Genomic DNA, 11,503 nt, shown 5'->3' with positions numbered 1-11,503 from the left:
CACCCGCGCTCGTCCGTGGCGTGGCCGATGGGGACCGGCAGCGCGCGGAGATTCTCGCCGACCACATCGAGCTGACGAACATGGTGCTGCACCACCATCATCACGCCGAGGACAAGAGCCTCTGGCCGAACCTGTTGGAGCGTTGCCCGGAGGAGATCGCTCCGGTCGTCCGCATGATGGAGGCTCACCACGAGCGCATCGCGAACATCGGCACCGAACTGGCGGCGGCGGTGACGGTCTGGCGCGGCACCGGCGACGCCGAAAGCGGCAGGACCTTGGCCGAGGTCCTCGACCGGATGCTTCCCCTGCTGTTCGAGCATCTCGAGGTGGAGGAGCAGCAGGTGCTTCCGCTGATCGAGAAGTACATCACCGCAGCTGAGTGGGATGAGATGGCCGAGGAAGTCATGGCCGGCACCCCGCAGGAGAAGGCGCCGTTGATCGTCGGCATGATGATGTACGAGGGCGACCCTCAGGCCGTTCAGGAGGCCATCGACAAGATGCCGGCGGAAGTGCGCACCATCATCGGCGAGATGGCGCCGAAGACATACGCGGCCTACGCCGAGCAGGTGTACGGCACGCCGACCCCGCCTCACGGTGACATCCTGGTCGTGGACTCGCCAACCGCGTGACCCGCTTCTGCGCTGACTGACGGGCCTGGCAGGTTGGTGTCGTATTGACGCCGACCTGCCGACGCCATGGCTGAGCTTCTGCGACTTGGCGGGTATGACCTTGTGACGGTCTTCGCCTCTTCGTTGGGCCACCGAGGCGTGATTGCTTTCTCTATTCGACGTGGAGGCCAGCAGTCCCGCCAGGGGATCGCACCGCGGCGGCCGGAGCGGTACGCGACTTCCGCCGGCATCCAGCGGACGCCGTGTGTGCGGTGGTAGGTGGCCGGCAGCCGGTCGGGGTGCTCGCGGGCCGCCCATTCACCGACCGGCATGTTTCGAGGGAGGTGCTGGAATGCGTGCTGTCCGCCGCAGCTTGGTCGCCGTCCGGATCGAACATCCAGCCCTGGCACGCCTGCGTAGCGACAGGCGGGCCGCTGGCCGAGATCAAGAAGCGCGCCAGTGAGCGCCTGACTGCAGGAGACCCCTGACATAAGCGGGGTACGAGATGTACTCGCCCACACCGGAGCATTGCCTGTTGCTGCAAACTGCCGACCCGTGCTATCTCGGGCCACCCTCTCGATCTACACGCGAAAAATGCTTCGGGCGTTCGCGATCTCGATTTGACACTAGAAAAGGGAGTTCCTGTTTGGTGCATTACGGTTAGTTCTGCATCAGCGGGAACGTGAAATGGAAAGCACAGTATGAACAGGGAAAGTTATCTCCGCATAGCCAGCAGCCAGAAGACTCGAACCGAAAACTACGCCGAAGGGGTGCAGGAGTACTACAATCTGGCCACGCCAGGTTATCTTGGCGGATGGGGGACATCTTTTCACCTTCCACCGTTCCATGATGGGCAGACTTTGGCTGAAGCGCTGGTTGCGCAGGAGCGACTGCTCGCTCAAGACGGTGGCTTTCATGCTGGAATGAAGATCCTGGACGTCGGATGTGGCATCGGTGGGCCGGCGATGGAAGTAGCCAAACACAGCGGCGCCCATGTAACGGGTGTGAATATCACGGCGATGCAAATTGAAATTGCCCGCGTTCAAGCAGAGAGGCGGGGGATGGGCGATCGCTGCACATTCGTTGAAGGTGACGCGATGAACCTTTCCTTTGCTGACAACACCTTTGATGCCACAATGTCCTTCGACGCCTTGTGTCACGTCCCGGACAGACGGGTAGCTTATGCCGAGATAGCTCGGGTAACGAAACCTGGCGGGGTGTTTATTGGTTTTGATTGGTTCTGCGGTGAGGGCCTAGGGGCGGAAGAGTATGATCGATTGATCGAGCCGGTATGCAGGACGTTCATGTTGCCCTCCCTGATTTCACTCAGTGAGCTGCGAGAGCATCTCACGGCTGTGGGCTTCCAAGTTGACAGCGCAAGGAGTGGCGGTGAAATTGGAGATATGACACCAGTTTGGGACATCTTCGATCGCGCTGCAGAAAACAGCTTGCCACCGGGAATGTCCGATCGAGAGACGTTTGCTTTCGAGATGCTTTGCGAGTCGTTTGTCGCCACATCCAAAGCCGCGCGCGAAGGGGCTTTTCTGGTTGGATACTGGAAAAGTCGCCTGCCTATGTAAATATTCAGCTGATGTGCGTTCGGGATCCCGACCCACAGGTCTGGCGGACCCGGGTACGTTGGAGAGTAGGGCTTCGCCGTAGTCGCATGATGTCTGGTTTGTGATCATCACAAGCCGAGGAGTGCGAGGGTCGCGGGCGTTGCGGCGGAGACTGCGATGTGGGAGAGAAGACCAACGAGGTCACCTACTTCCAGCTGCTGCTGGACGGCCTGGACCTGGACGGCGCCGTGGTGACTAGCGACGCCATGCACGTCCAGCTCGAGCATGCGCACTACCTGGTCGAGACCAAGAAGGCGCACTTCGGCGTCATCGTCAAGGGCAATCAGAAGAAGCTCCGACGCCGGCTCGCCGAGCTCCCCTGGAACCAGATCCCACTCCAAGGCCACGCCCACAGTACAGGCCGCGGCCGGGGCGTGCGTGTTCGCGCTGGGTGTCGCCACCGGAGCCCGCCTCACACGCCACCTGCCCGAACTCTGGCGCTGGGAAGCCGACTTCTCCGACCTGTGGACAGCGACCGGGCAACGCATGCTGGCCTGACCCACACGACCGCCCACGACCCGAAAGACCTTGGAGACCTCGCACCGGACGGCCACCCGGCGATCACCGGTCCCCATACCCCCAAATATCGCTCAAAACTGCCCAAAGGTTATTATCCACAACCGCCTAAAGGTATAGTGGATTTCGATTGAAGCGGCCTTGCCGGCAGGGTTCCCGCAGAAGTCATTTCCCTTAATCCAGAATTCATTTCCCTTAATCAAGGAGTAAAGTATGAGCGCCATCATTGCCGAGGTGGAGCAGATCCTGGACGGTGAGTGGGAGACCGCTGTCAGCACCGAGGAAGGTTTCGTCCCCTGGATCCTCAACGAGACGGGCGGCAACGGCAACATCGGCTACACCTGATAATTCTGAAGCACGCCGATTACAGGTAGTACCTTGTCCGGCCCCGTAGGTAATCGATGCGGGGCCGGGCGCTTTTTACGAGTTGTGGGCGTCGTGAGAGCAAGATGCCCCGATACGAGTTCCCTATCGACTTCACGAGCGTCGCTTCACGTGGAAGGCACACAGGTCCCGTTTCATGTCTGTCATAGATGTAACCGACTCTTACCGGCTTCTATTGGATCGCCGTGAGACGGTGACCACCGCTCTGGCATCGGAGCTCGGCTCGCTCGCCGACGACCACCCCTTGTTGGTCGAAGCGGTCCGTCGACTCCTCGACAGCGACGGCAGTGTGCACAACGCCTTCCGGCTGCTGCCTTTTCCTGTCCTTGGAGCGCTTTTTTCGGACCAGGATGCTGCTTTGCCTGTGGCGGTGTTCTCCCGGTTGTGGTGGACCGGCGCGGAGGTCTTCGACGACATCGCCGACGGTGACTTCGACGCCGGTGTCGTGGGCGTGTCCGCTGCCCAGGCCAGCATCGCCAGCGTGGCGTGCCTCGCTCTCATGCCGCAGGAGATGATCGCGCGTCAGGACGTTCCAGCCGCCCTGCGGTCGGCGTGGGCCGCTGAGTTCGCGGCCGGCTCGCTCGGTGCCGCGGAGGGGCAGCTGGACGATGTCTCGCACGACATGGACACGAACACCTGGACCGCAGCGATGCGGATCTACACCGGGAAGTCCGGAACTCCGTACGGCAGGGATTGCGCGATGGCGGCCTTGCTGGCCGGGGTGGATGACTCCGCGGTACGAGGATGGCGGGCCTTCGGTCGGCTTTTCGGTGTGCTGCGCCAGATGGCCAACGACCGCGTCGCGGGGACCCCTGACACGCGAGACGACCTTGCCAACGGCACGTTGACACTGCTCTTGGCGCTCGCCGCGGAACAAGCCGATGTCGCCGAGGCGGGATCCCTGAACGCGCTGCGCGCACGCGCCAGGACGGACCTGTCGGCCCGTCGCGAACTGCGGGAATATCTTGACGATCATGAGGTCGTCAAGGCATACCAGGGAAGGGTCGGCGCCATCCACCGGAAATTGACGGCGCTGCTCGAAGCCCTGGCCGCACCCTCCGAACACCGGGACCTGATCCAGTGGATGGTCAATGAATCGGCTGCGGGTGCGCGCCTGACCGAGAGCGCAGGTGCTGCGTGATTCCCAAGGAGAGCGTCCCGAGCCTGCGGGCGATGGCTGCGACAATGGCGCAGCAGGCGCCGATCTCGGCGGACCTGCTCACCATGCTCACGGACGACTTAGAGAACGACGGGCCCGCCGCCCGCATGCTCGCCGACCACCCAGATGCCGCCGCGCCACTGTACTACCTGCGTGCGCTCGCCGGGGTCAGGCTTTTGATCCTGACCGGGCGTGCACCCGAACTGGAGGCGCACCTCGCGGGCGTGGTATCGCATCGTGGCGATCCGGCGTACGCGGAGCACACCCGGGATCTCTTCCGCCGCACGCTGTTCTCCCATCCCGACGAGATCCGCAGCGCGATGGACCGGCCCATTCAGCAGCACCAGCCCGGGCGGGCCGGATATCTGCTGCGCGGTCTGGGAATGCTCGCGGCCCCCAAGGTGCGACTGCTGGAGATCGGCGCGTGCGCCGGGCTGAACCTCATCCTCGACCACTACCGGTGGTGTGGGCCCGACTGGGAATGGGGTGCCCCCTCCTCAGCGGTTCGGCTGGCCACCTCCGGGCCGCACCCTGGTGACATCGAGATCGTCCACCGTGCGGGTTGCGACATCGCACCGCGCGATGCGGCCGACCCTGACGATGCAGCGATACTGCGCTCCTTTCTCCCAGTTGAGCTGGAGGCGGATCGACTCGAGCTCGACAACGCCATAGAGCTGGCGGCCTTTTTGCGAGTGCGGGTCGACAAGGCGGATGCCGTGGAATGGCTCAGGGCGGAACTCTCCCGACCGGCAGAGGCCGATACGTACACGGTGGTCTGGCACAGCCTTTTCTGGTTGTATCTGGATCCGGGGGACCGGTCTGCCATCGAAGGGATCATGGCTGCGGCCGCTCGGCATATGCGGTTGGCTCGGATTTGCTACGAGCCTCACGCTTGGGGTGCGGTGCCACAGCTCCAGGTCATCGCATATTCGTGACAGGAATTCTCGAGGCTCCCGCGGGGCCACGCCGACCCGAATGGAAATGCCGATCGCCTTTCCAGCCCTGCTGCACCGGTTTCCAAATCTAAGGCTGGACGTGCCGTTCTCCAAGGTCCCCTTCCGACTGACGTCACCCAGCTACGGCGTCAATCACCTGCCCGCCGCCTGGTGAACCCGCCGGCCCGGGCGCAGAAAGAAAGCGTCACGGATTTCATGATCAGAGCAAAGGGGCTTGCCCGACGGTTTCACGCCCCGGGGCGCAGGAGTGCCCCCGTCGACGCCGTCGCCGGTGTCGACATCACTGTGGAGCCCGGCGAACTCGTCGGCTTCCTCGGACCGAACGGCGCAGGCAAGACGACGACCCTGCGGATGCTGACGACCCTGCTCCGGCCGACCGCAGGGGAGGCAACCGTGGGCGGCTGCGACCTGTTGAAGGACCCACGCGGGGTGCGCAGGAAAATCGGATACGTGGCCCAGGGGTTCGGTACCTCGCCGGAGAGCACGGTCGCCGAGGAACTGCACATGCAGGGCAGATTGTACGGCCTGTCCGCATCCGCCACCCGTCTCCGCGCCGCTTGGCTGGCGGAGGAACTGGAACTGGCCGGACTGGAGCGGCGCCTCACAGGGACACTCTCAGGCGGCCAACGGCGGCGCCTCGATATCGCCATGGGGCTGATCCACACCCCAGGCCTCCTCTTCCTCGACGAGCCGACCACAGGACTCGATCCGCAGGGCCGAGCCAATCTGTGGAACCACATCCGTCAACTGCACGCCGAGAATGGCATGACGGTGTTCCTCACCACCCATTACCTGGACGAGGCTGACGCACTGTGCGACCGGATCCTCGTGATGGACCACGGCCGGATCATCGCGGAAGGCACTCCGGATTCACTCAAGGCGCAGGTCTCCGGGGATGGCGTGGCCATCGGAGTGGCCCCATGCGATATCGAGACCACCATGGAGATCGTGGGCAGGATTCCCGGGGCGCAAGATGCCTCCGCCTCCGCGGGCCTGGTGCGCTTCCGGATACCGCGCGCGCACACTGCGCTGCCCGAACTGCTGCGGGCGCTGGACGCCGCAGAGGTATCGACGACATCACTCCATGTCAATCGGCCGAACTTGGATGACGTGTTCTTGAGTCTCACCGGCCGGACCCTGCGGGATGCCGAGAAGGGCGAGTCTGTGCGCGCCTCGGACAGCGGTGGCGCTGAAAAGCGGGAGAAGGTGACCGCCGATGTTCCCGCGTGACGTGTGGCTCGTCTTCCGCCGGGAGATGACCCATCGGTATCGACAGCCGGTCTGGCTGCTATTCGGTCTTGCCCAGCCTATTATGTACATGTTCTTCTTCGGTCCGCTGCTCGGCAAGTTCGTCACGTACACACCTGGATTCCCGCCGGGCGGGACCTGGATGGTGTTCGCGCCGGCGCTGATGGTCCAGATAGCCATCGTCGGCAGTTCGTTTGTCGGTGTGAGTCTGCTCGCCGAATACCGGTCCGGCGTCTTCGAGCGGTTCAGCGTCGTCCCGATGAGTCCTGCGGCGCTGTTGTCGGGCAAGCTTCTGGCGGTGTCCGTCAACGTGCTGGTGCAGGCCAGCGCGATCGCACTCCTGGCCGTCCTTGTCTTCGAGGTCCGCCCGCCGGTCGCCGGAGTGGCCCTGTGCCTGCTCATCGTCGCTGTCCTGGCCGTCGCCATCGCGTCGTGCTCCTACGCCCTCGCCCTACGGCTCAAGAGCGAAGAGAAGGTTCCGGCCCTGCTCAACGCGCTGCTGCTACCGATATTCCTGCTCTCCGGAACCCTTCTACCGATCACTACGAAACTGGCGCCGTCCTGGCTGTGGAAACTGTCGAGGCTCAACCCGATCGCCTATGTCATGGATGCCGACCGCGCCAGCTTTCGGGGCGACTTCTCCGCCCACTCACTGCTGACCGGGTCTGTGGCCCTGGCGGCCATGACGCTGATTTCCTTCTGGTGGGCGGTACGTACCTTCTCTCGGCAGCGCGCCTGAAGGAAGGGCTGTCCGGTGGGGACGCGCGCACATCACCGAGGTCATCGGGTAATCGCATTCTCCGGGTACTTATCGCCGAAAGAGAGGGCCGGCTGTCATGGGGGGATACTGATCAAGGAGGCGGTCCAGGAGGACCGCTGCAGGATCTGGCGAGTGCCAGGCCGGACCGGGGCGGCCGGAAGCTGAGGCACACCGCCCAGTCGCCGGTTTCGACTACGCCCCGGGCCAAGCACGCCTGCTTGGCGGTGAGGGCTCCGTAACGGTCGCGAGCAGTTCAAGGACGTGATCGTGCGCCAGGCCTTGGGGGGACGTAATCGTCGGCTCAGTGGACGAGGTGGTCGACCGGTTGCAAGAGATCGTGGGGTCGACGAAATCGTCGAGGCGGCTGGGGACCACGTGGGGACCACACGTCGTGCGCACGGCTGAACGACCCGCACGTCACCAGACGTCATCCATAACTACCTGAAGCTCGTTGAGCTGCGAAAATGCCTATCCCAACGTCCTGGGGGTCAAGGGGTCGCAGGTTCAAATCCTGTCGTCCCGACGCAGTTCAGAGGGTCGATCCGAGAATTCGGATCGGCCCTCTTTGCGTCTCGGGGACCGAGATCAGGGATTGGCGAGACGCGGGGCAATGCTTGACCGGTGGTCAAGCTGGATGGCGCCGTCACCCGGTCGGGGCGGTGTCCATAGAACTGCTAGAGGGTGTCCGAAAAGTTCATAAATGGGCATATGTGTGCCGTAGTGACCCATCTTGGAGTACGGGAGGCCGCCGATGACAGGAAAGCGGGCCGCGTATCCGACGGATCTGTCCGATACCGAGTGGCAGGCCCTTGTCTCCTTGGTCCCGCCGGTCAAGTCGGGTGGACGTCCCACTGAGCATTCTCGCCGGGAGATCGTCAATGCGCTGGCGTACTGGTTGTGGGCTGGGTGTGCTTGGCGGCTGCTGCCGCACGACCCGCGGCCCTGGCAGACGGTGTACCACTACTGGCGGCTGTGGCGGATCGAGGGCCGCTGGGAGCAGATCCTGACCGCTTTGCGGGAACAAGAACGCACCCGGCAGGGCCGGCATCCCCTACCAAGCGCGGGCATCCTCGATAGCCAGAGCGCCAAGACCACCGAAAAAGGGGGCTGCACGGCTACGACGGCGCCAAGAAAACAGGCGGCCGTAAACGCCATCTCCTCGTCGACACACTCGGGATCTTCTGCAAGACGTACGTGAGCGCCGCCAACGTCGGTGACCGAGATGGGGCCGCCGTGCTGTTGACCAGCATCGATGGCTCCTTCCCGCGCTTGGCCCACGGCTGGGTGGATCAGGGCTACCGCGGGCCGTTCCTGCAGTGGGTCAAGCAGGTAACCGGGATCACCTTGCAGGTGGTCGCCCGGCGTGACGGCGGCATGCGGCGCACCTGGGCACCGGTGGGAGCGCCACCCCGGATCGTGCCTCGTTTTGCCGTCGTCCCGCGCCGCTGGGTAGTGGAAGGGGTATACGCGTGGCTGGGCCGCTACCGCCGCCTGGCCAAGGACTATGAGTATCTGCCCGCCACTTCCGAAAGCACCATCTACCTGGCGATGGCCCTCACCCTGCTCCGTCGCCTCACCAGGGGGCCAACCTGATGCTTTTCAGACACTCTCTAGTCGACCGACTCGCCGGCCTGACCACCGACGCCGATGGCGACCAGGGGGCTCCACCCCGGGGTGACTACTCCGCAAAGCGCTGGGTAACGAAGGTTTGGTTGGTAGGCCCGGGGTGATCGATGGGTGTTCGTGTTGCAGCAGCCGCCCGTACTCCGGTTCTGCCTTGAGGGTGACGATGCGTTCGTCCGGGTTGTCCGTGACGATCAGGAAGATCTTGCCCGCCACCTTGTAGGCGTCCAGCTGCTCGGTGAACGGGTGCCCGTGGCTGACCCCGGGCAGCGCCAGTGCCGTGTCGCGCGCTCTGTCCTGGGGCTTCTCGCCGCTGATGGGCATGACGAAGGTCAGGCGCGGCGGCCGTAGGTGCGCGGATCCACGGGCTGCTCGGACTTGGGAAGCCCGCCGATCACGAGACGGTAGGAGTCGATCACGAGATCTTTCACTAGCTTCTCGTCGATGGTGCCCCCGCCTTCCAGCGTGATCCAGTGCCTCTTGTTCATGTGATAGCCGGGGGTAATGTCTGCGTACTGCTCACGCAGGGCTGCGGCGTCGTCCGGGTCAGCTTTCAGGATCACGACGGGGCGCCCTGGCATGTCGGTCATGAGCATGAAGACCTTGCCGCACACCTTGTAGAGGTGCCAGTCGGGGCCGACACGACGCTCCAGGTCGGCACCGGGCAGTTCCACAGTGCAGTCGCCCGCGATCTTCTGCAGCTCTTGTCCGTTCAAGGTGATCAACTCCTTTATCGATCCGAGTGCCCTGACCGCCCGGCCAAGGCCCAAGGTGGTGTTTTCCGCATGGTCGCCACGAACGGCGGCGCCCGCACGCCGGCAACAGTGGCGGAAGCGTCTGATCTCGGCGAAGCTCGTCGCACCGGCCACCACCGCGGCCTGCACCAGCGCCAGGATCACCACCAGCGAATGACGCCGCCCCGCCGATCCCGCGGGTCGGTGATCTGCGCCCACACCTGCCGAAGGTCGGCTTCCGGGCCCTGGACCACAGGGCCGTCCTGCTCGGCCGGAACAGTGGCGATGGCCGAGACGGCCGCGGGCATGACAACACTGCAACGACAACGAGGCTCCAGCGAACGAGATGATCTTCGACAATCACCCGTTCTATGAAGCCTTGTTGCACGTAAGGGCCGCGACATCCCCTCGACCATTCCGTCGCCGGATCGCGCCGGTGGAGATCCTCGTAACCACCGGCGCGACCCTAGCTACGGAAATGCTCCCCGCAGTCTGGAGGGATCGTCGTTGCTCATCCCTTGACAGTGAAAGCTACTTCCGCAGGAAGGACTGCAGCAGAGCCGTCACTTCCGTCGGCCTCTCCTCGTTCACGAAGTGGCCCGAACCCTTCAGGACTCGTCCCTGGACGTTCACGGCGTACTCACGCCACTGGTCGGGGACCATTGAACCGAAGGAACGCTCGCCACCAATCGCGAGGATGGGCATCTTCAACTTGCCCTGAGCCAGGAATTTCTTGTTCTGCTGAACATCTGTGCGGAGCCCGCGGTATACACTCATCCAGGCCGTCGTGCGGCCGGGCTCCTTCAGGAAGTGCGCGTAGAAGTCAAAATCCGACGCCGTGAACGGCGACTTATCGCCCGCCACGTACTCAAGCATCATGTCGTGGACGAGGACGCGTTCGTGACCGGCGATGAGCTTTTCAGCGAGGGGCAGCTGGAATAAGCCAAAGTGCCACGCCGCGGGCTTGTTCGGGTCGGCGTTGAGCACGGGGTAGTGGTAGATGCTCTGATCCGGGATGGGAGCTTCCATCACAGCCATGCTCCGCACTTCCGACCGAAATTGCGCCGCGTAGGCGTAGGCGACCCACACACCGATATCGTGGGCGACTACCTGGACGCCGTTGTTGAACTTCAGCTGCGCCAGCAGCTGATGAACGTCCTTCGCCAACTGCGCTGCGTCGTAACCACTCTCGGTGACCTGGGACTCGCCGGCACCACGCAGGTCGACGGCGATCACGGTGTGGGTCTTGGAGAGCGGAACCATCTCCTGCCGCCACTCGGACCATTCCTCGGGGAATCCGTGGATCATCACCACAGGTGGACCTTTGCCACCCCGCACGTAGTGCATGCGAAAGCCATTTACTTCCGCGAACTTGGACTGAAAACCAGCGGGTGGTTGAGCCTGCGGGTAAGGCGACGATGACTGCGCCGCCGCTGAGCCATGCTCGCGACTCTCGGCCCATGCTCCAGAGCTCAAAGTCGTGGAGACCACCAGGAGAGCCACCAACGCCGCAATGAGCGTGATGAATCTGTTGGTCTTTCCTATTTTGATGCGTGGATCTTCGCTGGACTGCTTGGTGTCGTTCACTTTTTGTTCTTTCTCTGTGTGTTTCGGCGTTCACTGCAGGCGCCGTGTACGCGGTGCCGACGTGCAAGGTTGCGGTCTGTCGATCAGGTGAGAATCGGCGCGGCCGACGCGGCGAACGAGGCCGGGGCTTGACGGGACCACTCGTCTTGAGAGGACGGCTTCGATGGCAGGCTGGTAACTGGCGAACTCGGCATGAAGCCCAGCGTTCTTACGACGTTCACGCAGTTAGCGACGCTGAGCTCGCCTGACGCAACTTCGTTCTCCGGCGTGCCCATCATGCACCACATAGGACCATTTAGTCCACTTAGG

13 protein-coding genes are annotated in these 11,503 nt (G+C 63.5%); 10 read left to right on the top strand and 3 right to left on the bottom strand.

Translation table 11 applies throughout. The annotated features are described in order from the left end of the window. The 10 genes from CHC08_RS43880 to CHC08_RS43840 form a co-directional block, all read left to right on the top strand. Nucleotides 1-629: hemerythrin domain-containing protein (locus CHC08_RS43880; RefSeq protein WP_218825785.1), on the top strand; the 629-nt coding region annotated here is incomplete at its 5' end. Between the two features lie 242 nt (nucleotides 630-871). After that, the gene (locus tag CHC08_RS53130; RefSeq protein ID WP_420823614.1) at nucleotides 872-1,096 is read left to right on the top strand and encodes a nitroreductase family protein; all 225 of its coding nucleotides are present in this window, start codon (nucleotides 872-874) and stop codon (nucleotides 1,094-1,096) included. Between the two features lie 213 nt (nucleotides 1,097-1,309). Further along, on the top strand, nucleotides 1,310-2,188 hold the full coding sequence (locus CHC08_RS43870) for a class I SAM-dependent methyltransferase (protein WP_089213300.1): 879 nt from the start codon (nucleotides 1,310-1,312) through the stop codon (nucleotides 2,186-2,188). Between the two features lie 158 nt (nucleotides 2,189-2,346). Next, a complete protein-coding gene (locus CHC08_RS50305; protein ID WP_179282570.1) occupies nucleotides 2,347-2,877 on the top strand; it encodes a transposase in 531 nt (176 codons plus the stop codon). Between the two features lie 79 nt (nucleotides 2,878-2,956). After that, nucleotides 2,957-3,088, top strand: a complete 132-nt coding sequence (locus tag CHC08_RS52665) for a hypothetical protein (protein WP_275937250.1) — start codon at nucleotides 2,957-2,959, stop codon at nucleotides 3,086-3,088. 232 nt (nucleotides 3,089-3,320) lie between these two features. Further along, a complete protein-coding gene (locus CHC08_RS43860; protein ID WP_179282569.1) occupies nucleotides 3,321-4,268 on the top strand; it encodes a polyprenyl synthetase family protein in 948 nt (315 codons plus the stop codon). Beyond that, on the top strand, nucleotides 4,265-5,221 hold the full coding sequence (locus CHC08_RS43855) for a DUF2332 family protein (RefSeq protein ID WP_089213298.1): 957 nt from the start codon (nucleotides 4,265-4,267) through the stop codon (nucleotides 5,219-5,221). Before CHC08_RS43860 ends, CHC08_RS43855 begins: the two co-directional genes overlap by 4 nt. 216 nt (nucleotides 5,222-5,437) lie before the next feature. Beyond that, a complete protein-coding gene (locus CHC08_RS43850) occupies nucleotides 5,438-6,472 on the top strand; it encodes an ATP-binding cassette domain-containing protein (RefSeq protein ID WP_089213297.1) in 1,035 nt (344 codons plus the stop codon). Further along, nucleotides 6,459-7,229, top strand: coding sequence for an ABC transporter permease (locus CHC08_RS43845; protein ID WP_089213296.1), 771 nt, complete (start codon nucleotides 6,459-6,461; stop codon nucleotides 7,227-7,229). The genes CHC08_RS43850 and CHC08_RS43845 overlap by 14 nt, the downstream gene beginning before the upstream one ends. Nucleotides 7,230-8,001: 772 nt before the next feature. Continuing rightward, nucleotides 8,002-8,843, top strand: a protein-coding gene (locus tag CHC08_RS43840) for an IS5 family transposase (RefSeq protein WP_218825783.1) whose coding sequence is annotated in 2 segments (ribosomal slippage) — nucleotides 8,002-8,350 and nucleotides 8,350-8,843 — 843 coding nt in all. Because the reading frame shifts where the segments join, the coding sequence is not laid out codon by codon here. 6 nt (nucleotides 8,844-8,849) lie between these two features. Here the strand turns inward: CHC08_RS43840 and CHC08_RS53125 are convergent. From CHC08_RS53125 to CHC08_RS43825, 3 genes are all read right to left on the bottom strand, one after another. Continuing rightward, nucleotides 8,850-9,197 carry an MmcQ/YjbR family DNA-binding protein gene (locus CHC08_RS53125; RefSeq protein ID WP_089213295.1) on the bottom strand — a complete coding sequence of 116 codons (348 nt, stop codon included), beginning with the start codon at nucleotides 9,195-9,197 and terminating at the stop codon, nucleotides 8,850-8,852. Between the two features lie 8 nt (nucleotides 9,198-9,205). Beyond that, a complete protein-coding gene (locus CHC08_RS43830; RefSeq protein WP_245878937.1) occupies nucleotides 9,206-9,775 on the bottom strand; it encodes an MmcQ/YjbR family DNA-binding protein in 570 nt (189 codons plus the stop codon). Nucleotides 9,776-10,138: 363 nt separating this feature from the next. Continuing rightward, a complete protein-coding gene (locus CHC08_RS43825) occupies nucleotides 10,139-11,194 on the bottom strand; it encodes an alpha/beta fold hydrolase (protein WP_218825782.1) in 1,056 nt (351 codons plus the stop codon). Between the last annotated feature and the right edge of the window lie 309 nt (nucleotides 11,195-11,503).

The organism is Streptosporangium subroseum, from assembly GCF_900188345.1.
In the GTDB taxonomy this organism is placed as follows: domain Bacteria; phylum Actinomycetota; class Actinomycetes; order Streptosporangiales; family Streptosporangiaceae; genus Streptosporangium; species Streptosporangium subroseum.
This window is presented reverse-complemented; position numbering and strand designations above follow the sequence as displayed.

Bases quoted from the DNA above. Each gene is read 5' to 3' on its own strand.
- CHC08_RS53125 (WP_089213295.1), bottom strand. From the start codon at position 9,197: ATGCCCATCAGCGGCGAGAAGCCCCAGGACAGAGCGCGCGACACGGCA.
- CHC08_RS52665 (WP_275937250.1), top strand. From the start codon at position 2,957: ATGAGCGCCATCATTGCCGAGGTGGAGCAGATCCTGGACGGTGAGTGG.
- CHC08_RS43870 (WP_089213300.1), top strand. From the start codon at position 1,310: ATGAACAGGGAAAGTTATCTCCGCATAGCCAGCAGCCAGAAGACTCGA.
- CHC08_RS43850 (WP_089213297.1), top strand. From the start codon at position 5,438: ATGATCAGAGCAAAGGGGCTTGCCCGACGGTTTCACGCCCCGGGGCGC.
- CHC08_RS43845 (WP_089213296.1), top strand. From the start codon at position 6,459: ATGTTCCCGCGTGACGTGTGGCTCGTCTTCCGCCGGGAGATGACCCAT.